Consider the following 15927-nt stretch of genomic DNA (forward strand, 5'->3'; position numbering starts at 1 on the left):
TCAGACCTCGTGCGGTTCGTTTTCGGGTTCGGGCTTGAGCGCGCCAGGCAATGGCAGCAGCGCAGCCAAGGTGATGCCGGCCGCAGCACCCAGGCTGACATGCCAGGGTGAGCCGACATAATGGTAGGCGATCGCAGAGGCGACGGCACTGACGAGGGCGACCGGCAGGAAGTTGTCGCGGTTGCGGAAGCCGAGCACGATACCAAGGAAATAGGCGGGCAGCAGGATATCAAGGCCGAGCGCCTTCGGGTCGCCGATGAAGCTGCCGAGCAGCCCGCCGAGAAGGCTGACCAGCACCCAGGGCACGTAGATGATGATGCCGAAGCCGAGATACCAGATGAAGGTGACCGGCTTGCCCTCCTCGCCGCGCTTCACCATCTCGGCGAATTGCGGGTCGACGAGCAGGAAGAAGGTGAAGAACTTCTGCAGCGGCGTGAAATGGCGGACGTAGCGCGCGATCGCCGCCGAGTAGAGAACATGGCGGAAATTGACGGCGAGAATGGAGGCGACGATGAGCCAGGCCTGGACGTTGTTCCCGAAAAGCTCGATGCCGACCATCTGGCTGGCGCCCGCATACACGGTGGCGCTCATCAGCGTCAGCTCGCCGAGCGACATGCCGTTATCAACGGCAAGCGCGCCGAATAGCGCTGCGAAAGGCGCGGACGCCACGGCGACTGTGAAGCCGCCCCGCAAACCCTCGACGAAATCCCCGCGACTCATCGGCAGCTGTCCTCCTTCAAAAACGAACCTGCTCTATGTGCCCGGCGCCTCCGCCGCAATCGAATTTCCTTGATCGACCGATCGATTTCGCTGAACGGTGGGAACCTCTGACAATGGCAGGAGACGAGACTATGAAGCCGATAGACTTTTCCAAGGACGATAAGGCGGCACTGATTGCGCGGATCCAGCACTTCTTCGACAAGGAACTGGATCAGCCGGTCGGGCTGCTCAAGTCGGAACTGGTCCTCGACTTCTTCGCCAAGGAGATCGGCGCCGCCTATTACAAGCAGGGCCTGCAGGATGCACATGCGGCGTTTCTGAAGCGTGCCGACGACCTTGCAGACGATATCTACGGGCTGGAGCAGGCGGCGCGGGACTGAGCCTCAGCCGGCGAGAGCCTTTTGGCTGTCGATGATCTCGATGCCGCGTGCGTGCATCTCGTCGATTGCGGCAGCCACCCCTTCAGGCGTGATGCCGCGGCTTGCATCCTCGATGAAGCGGACCTTGATCCCGGGCATCATCTCCAGCGCATCGAGCGCCGAGAATTTGACGCAATAGTCTGTCGCCAGGCCGCAGACGTCGAGCTCTGTCACGCCCTGGTCTTCGAGGAAATCGGAAAGCCCGGTCGAGGCATCCTGGTCGTTGTCGCGGAAGGCGGAATAGCTGTCCACCAGCGGATTTTCGCCCTTTTGCTGGATGAGGTCGATCTCTTCGGATTTCAGCGCCGGATGCAGTTCGGCGTCGAGGGTGTTCTTTACGCAGTGATCCGGCCACATCATCTGCGGCTTGCCGGAAAGCTCGCCCATTTCGAAAGGCCTCTTGCCCGGATGGGAGGAGGCAAAGCTTCCGTGGCCGGGTGGATGCCAGTCCTGCGAGGCGACGATCAGATCGTATTTGCCGCTGTCGATCAGCTTGTTTGCGACCGGCACCACCTGATCGCCGTCCGGCACCGGAAGATTGCCGCCTGGGCAAAAACCATTCTGAATATCGACCAGCAATAACGCTTTCATCAGGCGACTCCATACGTTTGCGGTGCAGCTTGCCAAGCGGATATGCCGCTATCAACTAGTGGATTTGCAAGTGGTCAAGCGCAAGCTTTTTTTGGAGGAAGCGCGCATGCGCCGCGAGTGAGATGGCGCGACGCGGCCTGCCGCGCGGCGCCTCATTCGGGTAACGCAGGCCCCAAGCCTATCCCAGCGCCGACTGCGGACAAAAGCAAGCACTCGGCGAGGGATAAGCTCATAAGGGATTGACTTGGGAAGGCCCGTTACAGAAGAAGCCCGCTGCTTTGATCCAGGCTTTCGGATGCTGGCGTTCATCGACCATGATGGGGCGCAGGCGCTTGGCGACAAGGGCTTCGCAAGCGATCCAGACATATCCGTCGCCGGCGGGAAGCGTGAGGCCACGCAAAGCCTGGTCGAGCTGATCCGTGGTACCGGCCGGTGCCGCGCCGCGATGAAGCCAGAGTGTCGTCAGCCTGGCCTTGCTTTCCAGCGCCTGCTCCTCTTCGGGGCCTGCAACTTCGGCGACGACGAGCGCATGGGCGAAAGCCGGTAGTTCCTCGAGGCGGCGGCCGATCGCGGGAAGGCGGTCTCGTCGCCGACAAGCAGATACCAGTCGATCGCTCGGCGGCTTGGCAAGGATAAAACATGATTTTTAAATGAAGGTTTTGTAATGCCCGGCCCGCGAGCGGATTGGACGCCAACCGCTCATGCACCCACGGGGGTGTGTCTTGCCCGCTGGCGAAAACACGGCCATCGCGCTAGATTTCTCGTCCGGCCAGGCGAGGAGACCACAATGGCAATCAGCATCGTGCAACTGGGCTCGCCACGGAGCAAGGACGAGGGCTTGCGCATCGGCACCGTGCGCCGCCCGCCGCGCGGCGTGCCGAAGGGGGAGTTTGCGAGCCGCGACTATTACGACGTCTGGCTGCCGATGCTGTCGCCGAGCCAGGAGCTGGTGGCCGAGGCGAAGGCAGCGCAGACCGAAGCCGAGTGGAAGGCCTTTTCCCGCGCCTATCGCAAGGAAATGGCCGCACCCGACACCAGTCGGGTCCTCGACACGCTGGCCGCACTCTCGCACACCGCCAACTTCGCCGTCGGCTGCTACTGCGAAAACGAAAGCCGCTGCCACCGCAGCCTGCTGCGCGGGCTTCTTGCGGAGCGTGGCGCGCAGCTCACGGCGAAGGCCAGCGCCTAGGCGGCAGATGCGCTCTCTTGCCGATCCCGGTTATTTCTGCCTTCCTTGGCCACGAAGAGCAGCCGGGAGCAAGCCATGACCGAGCCAGGGCCAGAAGAGAAGATCGACGCCACCTTCCGCAACGGCTCGCTGACGGCTGCGGGCATCATTCTCGGCTTTTCGCTGAGCTTCATCAGCCGCTGGGTCTCCAACCCGAACGACTGGAGCCGCATCGACATCCTGCCGATGCTGCTCCTGACCGTCGGCATCGGTCTGCAGGTGAAGGTCTTCGCCGACCTTTTGGCGCGGGATTCGCTGATTGCTGCCAAATACGACCGGTCGCGGCGGCTCTTCCTGATCGGATTAGGCATCGTCGCCATCGGCATCGCCATCGCGCTCGTCAACGATATTCTGGGGATGGGCAAGATGCCGATGCTGGGGTGAGCGGGCATTCATGCCCGCTCCACAAGACGCTCGGCACACGCTTCTACCCGGCCGTCAGGTTCTGCTTTGGGCGCAGCGCCGTCGCGTCGCCATCCGCATGGATGGTTGAAGAGGTCAGGTCCCAATAAGCTTGTTGCAAGCTGCCAGTGCAATGCCCGGATTGCTGAGAACGGCAATCACCAGAGACAGACCAATCACCGATAGTGAATAGCGTTTCATCTCTATCCTCCTATTCCAGCCCGAAGGGAGTATGGGGGAGGGAGCGCGGAGGGGGAAGTCACGAATGGGTGAGGTGCAGTTGACGCCGATGTCGGAATGAGGCCCCAGCCCGTTCGAACAGCGTCTCGAGCTCTCGTCTGCACCGATTGCCAAATGCCGGGTACATTCAATCTAAATTCAGGGTTTTATTGCAGTGCCTATACGACGAATAAGCTTGATCCGTATTTAACTGCGCAAATTTCTGTACGAAGGTGCTTCAAAACAAGCCTAGGTGGCCGATGGATGTCGCATGGATACAATGAAATCAGGGTTGCGTGTGACGATTCCGAGACGGCTTTTTGCTTCAAGCAATGGGGCGGCATAAACGCGAAAAAAGCCGGCTGTGAATGTCAGGGTCAGCCTTTTGACGAGATGCCTCGTGCCGCGCGGGCCGGCTCGTCAAACCCGCTCGACAAACCCATCCAACACCCTCTTCTGCCCGGCCCGATCAAAATCGATCGTCAGCTTGTTGCCCTCGATCCCGGTAATATTCCCATTGCCGAATTTCAGGTGGAAGACGCGGTCGCCCATCTGGAAGCGGGAGGGTTCGGTGGAGGTGGATTTGGCAACGAGTTCGCCTTCGATGGTGCGGCCCCTGGGGCCGCTTTCGCCGTAGCCGATACGTTCGACCGCGTGGCCCGAGCGGGTGCCCCAATTGTCGCGGGTGGCGTCGGTCTTGTTGGCTTGGGCGCGTTTCCAGCCGGGGGTGGAATAGGAATTGGCGAAGGGGTCGGCCTTGTCGAAGCGCGACTGGCCGTAGCCGCCGCGGCCGTAACCGCCGTAGCTCTGCTCGACTTCGGCGACTTCGACATGGGTTTCCGGCAGCTCGTCGAGGAAGCGCGAGGGGATGGTCGATTGCCAGAGGCCGTGGATGCGGCGGTTGGAGACGAACCAGATGTGGCAGCGGCGCTTGGCGCGGGTGATGCCGACATAGGCGAGGCGGCGCTCCTCCTCAAGCCCGGCGCGGCCGCTTTCGTCGAGCGAGCGCTGATGCGGGAAGAGGCCTTCTTCCCAGCCTGGCAGGAAAACAGTGTCGAATTCCAACCCCTTGGCCGAATGCAGCGTCATGATCGAGACGGCGTCGAGGTCTTCGTTCTGCTCGGCATCCATGACCAGCGCGACGTGCTCCAGGAAGCCACGCAACGACTCGAAGCTCTCCATCGAGCGGATGAGTTCCTTGAGGTTTTCCAGCCGGCCGGGCGCTTCCGCCGTCTTGTCGGCCTTCCACATGTCGGTGTAGCCGGACTCCTCGAGGATCTGCTCGGCAAGTTCGGTATGCGGAGTCGTTTCAAGCCTTTGCTGCCAGTTCCTGAAGCTATGCACCACGTCGAAGAGCGCCTTGCGCGCCTTCGGTTTCAGCTCGTCTGTTTCAATGATGTCGGCGGCTGCGGCGAGCATCGGGATGTCGCGGGCACGGGCGTAGTCGTGCAGCGCGCGCACGGTCGTGTCGCCGAGGCCGCGCTTCGGGGTGTTGATGATGCGCTCGAAGGCGAGGTCGTCGGCGGGCTGGGCGACGAGGCGGAAGTAGGCCATGGCATCGCGGATTTCGAGGCGCTCGTAAAAGCGTGGGCCGCCGATGACGCGGTAGTTGAGGCCGAGCGTCACGAAGCGATCTTCGAATTCGCGCATCTGGAAGGAGGCGCGCACCAGGATCGCCATGTCGTTGAGGTTATGCTGCTTGCGCTGCAGGGCCTCAATCTCCTCGCCGATGGCGCGGGCTTCCTCTTCGCTGTCCCAGGAGGCATGCACCTGCACCTTGACGTCTTCCGGATCGACGCGGTCGGTGAACAGCGTCTTGCCGAGCCGGCCTTCGTTGTGCGCGATTAGATGCGCGGCGGCGCCGAGGATGTGTTCGGTCGAGCGGTAGTTGCGCTCCAGCTTGATGACCTTGGCGCCCGGGAAATCTTTCTCGAAGCGCAGGATATTGTCCACTTCCGCGCCGCGCCAGCCATAGATCGACTGGTCGTCGTCGCCGACGCAGCAGATGTTGATGGTGGTGTCCCTGAGCTCCCCCCTTGTGGGGAAGATGTCGGGGGAGCCGACCGAGGCGGGTGTACTCGCGCCGCTGTCCGAGGGGATATCGCCCTCTGCCTTGCCGGGCATTTCTCCCACAAGGGGGGAGATCGACTTGCGGCTCGGCCGCTGTGCCAACAGCCGCAGCCACATGTACTGCGCAGTGTTGGTATCTTGGTATTCGTCGACGAGGATATAGCGGAAGCGCTGGTGGTATTCCTTGAGCAAGTCCGGGTTTTTGCGGAAGATAGCGATGGGATGCATCAGCAGATCGCCAAAATCGCAGGCGTTCAAGGTCATCAATCGCGCCTGATAGGCGAAGTAGAGTTCCCGGCCCTTGCCGTTGGCAAAGGCGCGGGCGTCGCCTTCGGGAATGTCGGCGGGGCCGAGGCCCTTGTTTTTCCACGTATCGATCATGCCGGCGAATTGCTTGGCCGGCCAGCGCTTGTCGTCGAGGCCCTCGGCCTGGATCAGCTGCTTGATGAGGCGCACGACGTCGTCGGTATCGAGGATGGTGAAATCGGACCGCAAGTTAACGAGCTCGGCGTGGCGGCGAAGCAGCTTGACGCCGATCGAGTGGAAGGTGCCGAGCCAAGGCATGCCTTCGACGGCGCCGCCGACGAGTAGCGCGATGCGCTCCTTCATTTCGCGCGCCGCCTTGTTGGTGAAGGTGACGGCGAGGATTTGCGAGGGGAAGGCGCGCCCGGTGCTCAAGATATGCGCGATGCGGGTCGTCAGCACGCGGGTCTTGCCAGTGCCGGCGCCCGCCAGCACGAGGACCGGGCCTTCCAGCGTTTCGACCGCTTCGGTCTGTTCGGGGTTCAGGCCTGCGAGGTAGTCCGGCCGTTTGCCGCCGTCGCGGGCAGCCATGGCGCGGGCGGCAATCCCTCCGGCTGCAGGGGTGGGCACCTGCGGCTTGCGCGGCGCTTCACCCGGTTCTTCGTCGAAGAAGGGGATATCGTCGAAACTATTGCTCATGGCGCGTAATGTAGTGATTCGGGATGGAAAGGCCAGAAAAGATGTTCTTGGTTCATTCCAGCGCCTCCAGGACGAAAAGCCGACCTTGCCGGCGCGGCGCATTTGGGCGGCGGCACATGCCTATCCAATCCCCTAAAGTAGCGATTGGCAATTCAGGCCGGAAATAGGCTTACGCTCAAGCAAAAGTGACCTGTTTTCGCGAGGATGGAGATTACAATTCTGTAATGACTGGCACGTGCGCTTGATGGCCGCTTGTAAAGGGGCGATATTGCCGCAGTCAGGTGGGGAATATGTCTAAAGGCGCTCTTTCGATCGTCCCAGGTCTGACCCCTTGGTCCCTTCGGAGACGTGAATGGCTTTTTGGAAGCAGTTTGTTCTTTCTCTTATCGTTATTGCGGCCGGCTTTGCCGGATGGATTTTTCTTGTGCCGGGTGCGGCTGATGTTTTGAGAAATGCCGGCGTCCCGGAAAACATTGTCGCCAAGATGGCTCCTCCCGTGGAGCCCGGTGGCGGTGCGTCGGGGCAAGGCGAGGGCGCCCAGGGCGGCGGAGGACGCAATGGCGGCGGGCGCAACAGCGCCGTTCTAGTCGTGACACAGGCCGTCGTGCAGGGCGTGGTCAACGACCGGCTGAACGCGATCGGCACAGGCGACGCGATCCGCTCGGTGGCGGTGACGCCGCAGGCAATGGGCACGATCCGTGAAATCCTCATCAACTCCGGCGACAAGGTCAAGCAGGGTCAGGTGCTTGCCAAGCTCGACAGCGAGGAGCAGGTGATCGCCAAGGGGCAGGCCGAAGTGGCGCTGAAGAGCGCGATCGAGAAATCCAATCTCTATCACAACATCAAATCCAGCGTTGCGCGCATGGACGTATTCGATGCCGAGATTGCCGAGCAGGGCGCGCGGCTGCAGCTGCAGGCCGCCGAGCTCAATCTCACCCGGCGCAATATCGTGGCGCCCATCGACGGTATCGTCGGCATCGTCCCAGTCAACATCGGCGACAACGTGACCACCAGCACGCCGATCGTGACGCTCGACGACCGCTCGGAAATCCTGGTCGACTACTGGGTGCCGGAGCGCTTCGCCAATACGGTTTCCGTCGGCCAGCCGGTTGAGGTAACGTCGGTCGCGCGGCCGGGACAGGTGTTCACCGGAGAGGTCCAGGCAGTCGACAACCGCATCGACGCGGCCAGCCGGACGCTGCGCATCCGCGCCAAGATCGACAACCGCGCCGACGAGCTTCGCGCCGGCATGTCCTTCAATGTCAGCATGAAGTTCGCAGGCGACAAATATCCTGCGGTCGATCCGGTTTCCGTTCAGTGGGATTCGCAGGGCTCGTTCGTCTGGCAGGTGGTCGACGGCAAGTCGCACAAGGTGCGCGTCAGCATCGTGCAACGCAATCCGGATTTCGTGCTCGTGAAGGCCGGCATCAAGGATGGGGACGCCATCGTGACGCAGGGTCTGCAGCGCGTCCGCGAGGGCGGGCCAGTGCGGACCGGCAATGAACTGGCCTCGAACAACGGGGTCGCGACACAATGAACGTGACCGTCACCGAACTTCCAGAGAGAGCCTCCGGCAAGCAGACCTTTACGGCACTCTTCGTGCGCCGCCCGATCCTGGCGCTGGTTTTCAATACGCTGATGGTGGTGGCGGGTCTTGCTGCCTATGCCGGGGTCGAAGTGCGCGAACTGCCGGATGTCGACCGCCCGGTCGTGACCGTGCGCACCATGTTCGACGGCGCTGCACCGCAGACGATCGATCAAGAGCTGACGAAGGTCATCGAAGGCGCAGTTGCGCGCGTTAGCGGGCTGAAATCGATCTCCTCGCAATCGCAGTTCGGCCAAAGCCGCGTGACGCTGGAGTTCTCCGACACCGTCGATCTCGCCGTCGCCGCAAACGACGTGCGCGATGCGATCGGGCGCATCATGGAGCAGCTTCCGGACGATGCCGACGCCCCGCAGATCGTCAAGGCGGATGCGGATTCACAGCCGATCATGCGTCTTGCGGTCACCTCGACCAAGCTCGACATGGATGACCTGACGCTCCTCGTCGAAAACGAGATCGTCGACCGGCTGGCCTCCGTCGATGGCGTTGCCGATGTCGAGCAATATGGCGACCAGGAAAAGATCTTCCGGGTCGATGTCGACCAGGGCGCTCTCGCAAGCCGCGGGCTGACGGTCGGCGATCTGACGGAGGCGCTCGACAACTCCGCCCTCGACGTTCCTGCCGGATCGCTGAAGAGCACGACACAGGACATCGTGGTGCGCGCCACGGCGAGCCTGCAGAAGCCGGAGGATTTCGCCAATGTCATCCTGCAGGACCGCGTGCGTCTCGGCGACGTCGCGACGGTGACGCTCGGGCCGCGTGACGGCGATACGGCGCTGCGCTCCAATGGCAAGCGCGGCATCGGCCTCGGCGTCATCCGCCAGGCGCAATCAAATACGCTCAATATTTCGAGCGGCATCAAGACGGTGGTCGAGCAGCTTTCGAAGACGCTGCCGGAAGGCACGAAGATCGCGATCACCAGCGACGACGCCGTGTTCATCCAGGGCGCGATCCACGAGGTCGTGCTGGCGCTGATCCTTGCCGGCGTCATCGTCACCGGCGTCATCTACCTCTTCCTGCGAGACTGGCGGGCTACCTTGATCCCCGCGGTCAGCATGCCGGTGGCTTTGATCGGCACGCTGGCTGCGATCTATCTCGTGGGCTTTTCGATCAATATCCTGACGCTGCTCGCCATCGTCCTGGCGACAGGTCTTGTCGTCGACGATGCGATCGTGGTGCTCGAGAACATCGTGCGCCGGCGCGCCGAAGGCATGGGGCCGCGGGCGGCCGCCGTCCTCGGCACGCGCGAGGTCTTCTTCGCGGTCATCGCGACCACGGCAACGCTTGCCGCTGTCTTCATTCCGCTGTCATTCCTGCCGGGGCAGGTGGGCGGTCTCTTCCGGGAGTTCGGCTTCGTGCTGGCCTTCTCGGTCGGTCTCTCGTCGATCGTCGCGCTGACGCTTTGTCCGATGCTCGCCTCGCGCATGCTGACGAAGCCAATGCTGGAGGATCATGGCGCGCTCGGCCACTTCGGCGGAGCGTTTGCGCGTGTCTACCAATGGAGCCTGCAGCGTTGCCTCAACGCGCCCTTGGTCGTCATTGTCGCGTCGGTTTTCTTTGCCGGGGCGGCGCTTGTCGCCTTCTCGACGGTCAAGAGCGAGCTTACGCCGAACGAGGACCGCGCCGTGGTGATGATGCGGCTCACCGCACCGCAGGGGTCGAGCCTCGAATATACGCGCGACAAGCTGCAGCTCGTCGAAGAATACCTGCAGCCGCTGGTCGACAGCGGCGACATCAGGAACGTCTTTTCGATCTCCGGCCAGGGCGGCTCGGCCAATAGCGGCTTCATGGTGCTGACGCTGGCGCCTTGGGGCGAGCGCGAGCGCACGCAGGCGGAGATCATCCAGGACATCAACCGGGCGGCATCGCGCGTGCCCGCACTTCGCGGCAATGCGATATCCTCGAACAGCCTGCGCATTCGCGGCGCCGGCAGCGGCCTGCAGATGGCGCTCGTCGGCAATGACTACGACCGCCTGACGGCTGCCGCCGTCGAGCTGGTGCAGGCGCTGGACGCGACCGGGCAGTATGATACGCCGCGCCTGACCAACGAGCCGACGCAGGCGCAGGTCTCGGTCACGATCGACCGCGAGCGGGCTTCCGATCTCGGCATCGATATCACCGGGCTTTCGACGGCGATGCAGTCGCTGCTCGAGGGACGCTCCGTCGTCGACGTCTTCGTCAATGGCGATGCCTATCCGGTTCTGCTCACTTCGACCATGCGGCCGATCGATGATCCGACGGATCTCGAAAACGTCTTCCTGAAGACCGGCGAGGGCAAGATCGTACCGATGTCGGTCATCGCTTCGATGAAGGAAGGCGCGGTTGCGCCGCAGCTGAACCGTGAATCGCAACTCGCTTCCGTCGCGATCACGGCAGGCCTTAAAGAGGGCGTGTCGCTCGGCGATGCCGTCAAGCAGGTGACGGAACTTGCCGAGCCGATCCTGCCGCCAGGGGCGCGTCTTATTCCGCTTGCCGAAGCGGCAACCCTCGAAGAGAACTCCAGCGGCATGGCACTCACCTTCGGCTTTGCGATCGTGATCATCTTCCTGGTGCTGGCGGCGCAGTTCGAAAGCGTGCTGTCCTCGCTGATCATCATGTCGACCGTGCCGCTTGGGCTTGCCTGCGCCGTCTTCGCGCTCATTATCACGGGATCGAGCCTCAACATCTACAGCCAGATCGGCCTCGTGCTGCTCGTCGGCGTCATGGCGAAGAACGGTATCTTAATCGTCGAGTTCGCCAACCAGCTCCGCGACCGCGGGGTAGAAGTGCGCGAGGCGATCGAACGCGCCTGTGCACTGCGGCTACGCCCGGTCATGATGACGATGATCGCCACCATCCTCGGCGGCGTTCCGCTGGTCTTTGCGCATGGCGCAGGCGCGGAAGCGCGTATCGCGCTCGGCTGGGTGATCGTCGGCGGACTGGGTTTCGCAACGCTGGTCACGCTCCTTATCACGCCGGTCGCCTATCTTCTGGTGGCGCGCTTTGCCAAGCCACATGCGCATGAGGAAGCCCGTTTGCACGAGGAGATGGCGATTGCGGCACGGCCGAAACCGGTGCCCGATCCCAAGCATCTGCAGGCAGCGGAATAGATTTGACGCCGTCTGCTTAAAACGTCGCCGCCTCCCATCGCGGCGGCGTGTTCGTGGTCAATGAACGTTGCAAAACAGAATAAATTTCTTCTGAACGTTAGATGTTTCTTAAGCATAAAACGCAATGATCTACGCGTAACCGATCAGATGCCTCAGCGTTTCGGAGGCTCGCCCACCCGCTGATTTCAGCGCCCGAACATGACGTTTCGCGGACACGGTTCGCTGTTTGTAAGTAGCATGTAGTTGTGTTCGGAGTTCCGTTCCCGTGAGTATTTTTCAACGCACATCTGTCGATGCGGCGCTGCATACGCTTCGTGATATCAACCACAGCCTGACGCGGACGCAGAACCGCGTCTCGTCCGGCTTTCGCGTCGAGCAGGCCCGCGACAACGCCGCCTACTGGTCGGTGGCGACGACGGCCCGCTCCGACAATAGGGCGCATGCTGCCATTCAGGATGCGCTCGGCATGGCGGCCGCCACAATGGGTACGGCCTATACGGGCGTTGCCCGCGCCGTTGACGTCGTTTCCGAAATCAAGGCGAAACTTGTCGCTGCGACCGAACAGGGTGTGGACAAGGAAAAGATCAATGAGGAGCTGACGCAGCTGAAGGCACAGTTGCGCTCCGTCGCCGAAGCGGCAGCCTTCAACAGCGACAACTGGGTCGTCCTGACGGATGAAGACAATCCCACCGAGCCGAAGCAGATTCCGGCGTCCTATATCCGCAATGCCGACGGCACCGTCACCGTCGGCACGCTGACCTATCATATCGACCTGCCGTCGACGGGCGTCACCACATCGAAGGATGCCCGCTACCTCGTCGACGACCGTTCCGGCGGGAGCGGCGAATACGGCGCTCTGACATCATCCTATTTCGCGACGGAAATGGGCGCTTCGCAGAACTACGTCATGATTTTGAGCAAGGCGGGCAATACCGCCGGACAAGTGGAGATCGGGCTTTCATCCTCGACGACAAAAGATCAGGTCGATGAGATGATCAGCGTAGTGGACGGCATTCTCAGGCAGGCGACCACCGTGGGCTCGGCTTTTGGTGCGCTGGAAAAACGCATCGAGCTGCAGAACGAGTTCGCGAAAACGCTTTTCGACGCGTACAGCTCAGGCATCGGGCGTCTGGTCGATGCCGATATGGAAGAGGAGTCGAGCAAGCTCACGGCGTTGCAGACGCAGCGGCAACTTGGCCTGCAGGCGCTCTCGATCGCCAATGCCAGCTACGACACCGTAAGACAGCTCTTCCAGGCCTTCTAAGCGCATGCGGTCCCGCCCGTCTCGATATTATCGAGCCTGTCGAGACTGCTGTGGCAAATTGGCGATATCCTCGGGATTTGTGCAAGCGAGACGTGTCCATTCTACTGATTTTGTTTTATCGGAGGGGACGCGTTCATCTTGTTGCCGCATTCCATAATATTTGCTCGGGCCAGCTTCGAACGGAGAGCTTTCTGTCCATGATCAAGAAATTCGTACTTCTGGCGATGGCCGCCAGCTACCTGACCGCCTGCACCACGACCGACCCCTATACGGGCGAGCAGAAAATGTCGAATACCGCAGGCGGGGCAATGCTCGGAGCTGTCGGCGGAGCGCTTGCGGGTGCCGCCCTTGGCGGACGCGGGCATGGCCCGCGCAATGCGGCGCTGATCGGCGCGGGCCTCGGCGCGCTCGCAGGCGGCGCGATCGGCAACTACATGGACCAGCAGGAAGCGGAACTCCGCGCCCAGCTCCAGGGCACCGGCATTTCGGTGACGCGTAACGGCGACAACATCATCCTGAACATGCCGTCGAACATCACCTTCGACATCGACCAGGACGCCGTGAAGCCGGGCTTCTATCCGACGCTGAACTCGGTAGCGATCGTGCTCAGGAAGTTCAACCGCACATTGATCGATGTCAACGGCCATACGGATTCCACCGGCAGCCTGCAGCATAACCAGGATCTGTCGCAGCGCCGCGCCCTTTCGGTTGCCGGTTATCTCGGCGGACAGGGTATCGACCAGCGTCGCGTCTCTGCCGTCGGCTTTGGCCCGTCGCAACCGGTCGCGTCGAACGCGACGGAGGCTGGCCGCGCCCAGAACCGCCGTGTCGAGATTCAGATCGCGCCGATCACGCAGAGCTGAACTGCGCCACATTTATCAAAGACGGCCGGATCATCGCCGGCCGTCTTTCGTTTCAGGCATGCATCGTCGCGCCCTTAGTGATTTTGTCGACGATCTTCTTGCCGGCGCGCAGAGCGACGCCCACGACCTTGGCATCTTCCGGCGCGTATTCGGCAAATACCGCGCGATTGGCGGCGTCATGGCCGGTTGCAAACATCTCCTCGATGAACAGCGAGGATGGAATCTCGCGCTCCAGCACGCGGCGATGTATCGCTGAAATCGTCGCCTCATCGGCCGATAGCACGATGATCGGCTGGACTGACATGGCATTGTAGGTGTTGCCGGCGCGGTCCCTGTAGGCCTCGCCGATGATCGCGGGATTTTGCCCGGCGATGCCGCTCATCAAAAAGGCGGTTACATTCAGCTTCTGCCATGACGCAAGATTGTTTCGCAGAACGATCGCAATTTTGGTATCAAACATTCCAGTCTCTTTCATGCGGTTCGAGGTCGCGTTGAGCCAGGATGTAACGCCGCAGGTTTTCGAAGGTCTTGAACGTTTGTGCGTGCCGCAGGGCGGCGACGGCATTGTGGCAGCGCCAGCCTTTCCCGGGATCGAGCGCATCGAGGCGAAATTCAGCGGAAATGCCTTCGAGCCGCACCGGCACGACACTTATGGGCTCGGTGTGACGCTGAAGGGCGTGCAGACCTTCTCGTATCGCGGCGAAAGGCGCTTCAGCATGCCCGGTCAGGTGATCGTGCTGCATCCAGACGAGGTGCATGACGGCGGGGCGGGCACCAATGACGGGCTGCAATACCGTATTCTCTACCTGGAGCCCTCGCTGCTTGCCGAATGCCTGGAAGCCGGGAAACTCGGGCTGCCTTTTGTCGACCAGCCTGTCATCAGCGATGCGGTTCTTGCCGGCGTCCTGCTTGGCGCACTGACTGATCTCGATGGAGAGCTCGACGAGCTCTTCGTCGACGACTTCCTGATGCGCATAGCCGACGGGCTTGTAAGGCACGCGAAGGCATTGCGCAGGCTGCCCGCCAGTATCGCCTGGAATCAGGCCCGTTGCGCCCGCGACTACCTTGAAGCACATGCGACGCGAACGGTGCGTTCCGGCGAGCTTGAATCGGTAACAGGACTCGACCGCTTTGCATTGTCGCGGCATTTCCGGGCCGCATTCGCGACCAGTCCGCATCGCTACCTTCTGATGCGGCGGCTGCAGCAGGCGCGGGCGATGATCGGCGAGGGCAGCGAGCTATCGGACGTCGCCTTTGCCACCGGCTTTGCGGATCAGAGCCACCTGAACCGGCATTTCAAGAAAGCCTACGGCATGACGCCCGGCCAATGGGCCGCGCTCAGGCGGAGTTCTCGGCCAGGCCGCTCCTCCGCGCGATGAAGCGCGCGAGCATCGGCCCGGTAAACAGGATCACCACAAACCGCCCCACCTGCATCGCCATGACGAAGGGCAAGTCGACATCGCTAGAGGCGGCGATGATGGCAACCGAATCCGCACCGCCAGGGCTGGTCGCGAGATAGGCTGTCAGCGGATCGATGCCCGCGAATTTGTGCAGGGCCACGGCCATCAGCCCGCAGATCGACATCAAAAGCACGATGGAGGCGGAGACGCGCGGCAGAGCGCGGGCGGCATGCTTCAGGATCGAACGGGTGAAACGCAGCCCGATGCTCCAGCCGATCAGGGCATAGCTGATCGCGAGCAGCCACATCGGCAGCTCGATCGTCAGGAGGTCGAAACCCTGCAACAGAGAGCCTGCGAGAAGCGGCAGGATGATGGTGCCGCCCTGGACGCGGAAACGGAAGGCGGCATAGACGCAACTGCAGGCAAGCAGCACAGTCGCGGCAAATGCCGGCCAGTCGATCGGCGGGAAGAGAACAAGCGGTGGCAGCTCGCCGTCGGCGGCGACCCAGAGGCGCGAGACGGCGGAAGCGGCCACGCAGACGAAGACGACGCGCAGATACTGCATGAAGGCGACAAGGCGGGCATCGGCGCCATAGGCCTCCGACATGATGACCATGGCCGAGGCGCCGCCGGGGGAGGAGCCCCAGACGGCGGTGGTGCCGGGCAGCACCTGCAGCCGGGTCAGGAGATAGCCGAGCACGCCTGCGATGGCGATCACCGAGACGATGACCAGCATGAAGAGCGGCGCATCCTTGGCCATCGTGGCGAGAATGTCCGGCGTGATGGCGCGCGCCATCATCAGGCCGACCAGAGCCTGCCCGAACTGCAAGGACCAGTAGGGTACGCGCATCTGGCCCTTGCCGATCACCAAGGCGAGAAAGATCGCCGCGATCATCGGCCCAACGAGCAGCGATGCCGGAAGGGCGAAAAGTTCAAGAACGACAACGAGAGAGGTGGAGAGGCCTAGCAGCAGAACCCATCTCGGCAGGCTGGCTTCTCGTATGGCTCGGCTTGCGGCTTTAAACGGCATCGAACGCCTGTCTTTTCCGTCCGATGGGCCGCGGTGAACGGCATAGAAATTCATCGGTAGCAACATAAGGACCGGCGGGAGCAGCCG

At 62.2% G+C, this 15927-nt stretch carries 14 protein-coding genes; 8 read left to right on the forward strand and 6 right to left on the reverse strand.

Annotated elements, in window-relative coordinates; translation table 11 throughout:
- The gene (locus ACZ9DP_RS21860) at positions 1 to 720 is read right to left on the reverse strand and encodes an AzlC family ABC transporter permease (protein ID WP_194730018.1); all 720 of its coding nucleotides are present in this window, start codon (positions 718 to 720) and stop codon (positions 1 to 3) included.
- A 131-nt stretch (positions 721 to 851) separates the two neighbouring features.
- Here ACZ9DP_RS21860 and ACZ9DP_RS21865 point away from each other — a divergent pair, with 131 nt between their 5' ends.
- Positions 852 to 1100: a DUF2164 domain-containing protein gene (locus ACZ9DP_RS21865; protein WP_074070319.1), complete on the forward strand. Its 249-nt coding sequence runs from the start codon at positions 852 to 854 to the stop codon at positions 1098 to 1100.
- A gap of 3 nt (positions 1101 to 1103) precedes the next feature.
- Here the strand turns inward: ACZ9DP_RS21865 and pncA are convergent, their stop codons facing one another.
- Positions 1104 to 1730 carry a bifunctional nicotinamidase/pyrazinamidase gene (gene pncA / locus ACZ9DP_RS21870; RefSeq protein ID WP_476203547.1) on the reverse strand — a complete coding sequence of 209 codons (627 nt, stop codon included), beginning with the start codon at positions 1728 to 1730 and terminating at the stop codon, positions 1104 to 1106.
- 229 nt (positions 1731 to 1959) lie between these two features.
- Positions 1960 to 2364: a siderophore-interacting protein gene (locus ACZ9DP_RS21875; protein WP_476205445.1), complete on the reverse strand. Its 405-nt coding sequence runs from the start codon at positions 2362 to 2364 to the stop codon at positions 1960 to 1962.
- A 153-nt stretch (positions 2365 to 2517) separates the two neighbouring features.
- Between ACZ9DP_RS21875 and ACZ9DP_RS21880 the strand changes: the two genes are divergently transcribed.
- Entirely contained in the window at positions 2518 to 2919 is a 402-nt protein-coding gene (locus ACZ9DP_RS21880) for a DUF488 domain-containing protein (RefSeq protein WP_239598209.1), read from the forward strand.
- Between the two features lie 75 nt (positions 2920 to 2994).
- Positions 2995 to 3342: a hypothetical protein gene (locus ACZ9DP_RS21885; protein ID WP_074068909.1), complete on the forward strand. Its 348-nt coding sequence runs from the start codon at positions 2995 to 2997 to the stop codon at positions 3340 to 3342.
- Between the two features lie 657 nt (positions 3343 to 3999).
- Here the strand turns inward: ACZ9DP_RS21885 and ACZ9DP_RS21890 are convergent.
- Entirely contained in the window at positions 4000 to 6591 is a 2592-nt protein-coding gene (locus ACZ9DP_RS21890) for an ATP-dependent helicase (protein ID WP_476203548.1), read from the reverse strand.
- Positions 6592 to 6943: 352 nt separating this feature from the next.
- Between ACZ9DP_RS21890 and ACZ9DP_RS21895 the strand changes: the two genes are divergently transcribed.
- The 4 genes from ACZ9DP_RS21895 (at position 6944) to ACZ9DP_RS21910 (ending at position 13410) form a co-directional block, all read left to right on the forward strand.
- Positions 6944 to 8128: an efflux RND transporter periplasmic adaptor subunit gene (locus ACZ9DP_RS21895; protein WP_476203549.1), complete on the forward strand. Its 1185-nt coding sequence runs from the start codon at positions 6944 to 6946 to the stop codon at positions 8126 to 8128.
- 2 nt (positions 8129 to 8130) lie between these two features.
- Positions 8131 to 11283, forward strand: a complete 3153-nt coding sequence (locus tag ACZ9DP_RS21900; protein WP_476205446.1) for an efflux RND transporter permease subunit — start codon at positions 8131 to 8133, stop codon at positions 11281 to 11283.
- 265 nt (positions 11284 to 11548) lie between these two features.
- Positions 11549 to 12547 carry a flagellin N-terminal helical domain-containing protein gene (locus tag ACZ9DP_RS21905; protein WP_194730014.1) on the forward strand — a complete coding sequence of 333 codons (999 nt, stop codon included), beginning with the start codon at positions 11549 to 11551 and terminating at the stop codon, positions 12545 to 12547.
- Between the two features lie 197 nt (positions 12548 to 12744).
- The gene (locus ACZ9DP_RS21910) at positions 12745 to 13410 is read left to right on the forward strand and encodes a YiaD family glycine zipper/OmpA-like lipoprotein (RefSeq protein ID WP_183922600.1); all 666 of its coding nucleotides are present in this window, start codon (positions 12745 to 12747) and stop codon (positions 13408 to 13410) included.
- A gap of 52 nt (positions 13411 to 13462) precedes the next feature.
- On the opposite strand, the gene ACZ9DP_RS21915 is transcribed toward ACZ9DP_RS21910, so the two are convergent.
- Entirely contained in the window at positions 13463 to 13870 is a 408-nt protein-coding gene (locus ACZ9DP_RS21915) for a DUF2000 family protein (RefSeq protein WP_194730013.1), read from the reverse strand.
- 31 nt (positions 13871 to 13901) lie between these two features.
- Between ACZ9DP_RS21915 and ACZ9DP_RS21920 the strand changes: the two genes are divergently transcribed.
- The gene (locus tag ACZ9DP_RS21920) at positions 13902 to 14789 is read left to right on the forward strand and encodes an AraC family transcriptional regulator (protein WP_476203550.1); all 888 of its coding nucleotides are present in this window, start codon (positions 13902 to 13904) and stop codon (positions 14787 to 14789) included.
- Here the strand turns inward: ACZ9DP_RS21920 and ACZ9DP_RS21925 are convergent.
- Positions 14749 to 15840, reverse strand: coding sequence for an AbrB family transcriptional regulator (locus tag ACZ9DP_RS21925; RefSeq protein ID WP_476203551.1), 1092 nt, complete (start codon positions 15838 to 15840; stop codon positions 14749 to 14751). The genes ACZ9DP_RS21920 and ACZ9DP_RS21925 overlap by 41 nt on opposite strands.
- Positions 15841 to 15927 lie beyond the last annotated feature (87 nt).

The organism is Rhizobium sp. USDA 4016 (genome assembly GCF_056279705.1).

Bases quoted from the DNA above. Each gene is read 5' to 3' on its own strand.
- ACZ9DP_RS21860 (WP_194730018.1), bottom strand. From the start codon at position 720: ATGAGTCGCGGGGATTTCGTCGAGGGTTTGCGGGGCGGCTTCACAGTC.
- ACZ9DP_RS21865 (WP_074070319.1), top strand. From the start codon at position 852: ATGAAGCCGATAGACTTTTCCAAGGACGATAAGGCGGCACTGATTGCG.
- pncA (WP_476203547.1), bottom strand. From the start codon at position 1,730: ATGAAAGCGTTATTGCTGGTCGATATTCAGAATGGTTTTTGCCCAGGC.
- ACZ9DP_RS21880 (WP_239598209.1), top strand. From the start codon at position 2,518: ATGGCAATCAGCATCGTGCAACTGGGCTCGCCACGGAGCAAGGACGAG.
- ACZ9DP_RS21885 (WP_074068909.1), top strand. From the start codon at position 2,995: ATGACCGAGCCAGGGCCAGAAGAGAAGATCGACGCCACCTTCCGCAAC.
- ACZ9DP_RS21890 (WP_476203548.1), bottom strand. From the start codon at position 6,591: ATGAGCAATAGTTTCGACGATATCCCCTTCTTCGACGAAGAACCGGGT.
- ACZ9DP_RS21895 (WP_476203549.1), top strand. From the start codon at position 6,944: ATGGCTTTTTGGAAGCAGTTTGTTCTTTCTCTTATCGTTATTGCGGCC.
- ACZ9DP_RS21910 (WP_183922600.1), top strand. From the start codon at position 12,745: ATGATCAAGAAATTCGTACTTCTGGCGATGGCCGCCAGCTACCTGACC.
- ACZ9DP_RS21915 (WP_194730013.1), bottom strand. From the start codon at position 13,870: ATGTTTGATACCAAAATTGCGATCGTTCTGCGAAACAATCTTGCGTCA.
- ACZ9DP_RS21925 (WP_476203551.1), bottom strand. From the start codon at position 15,840: ATGCCGTTTAAAGCCGCAAGCCGAGCCATACGAGAAGCCAGCCTGCCG.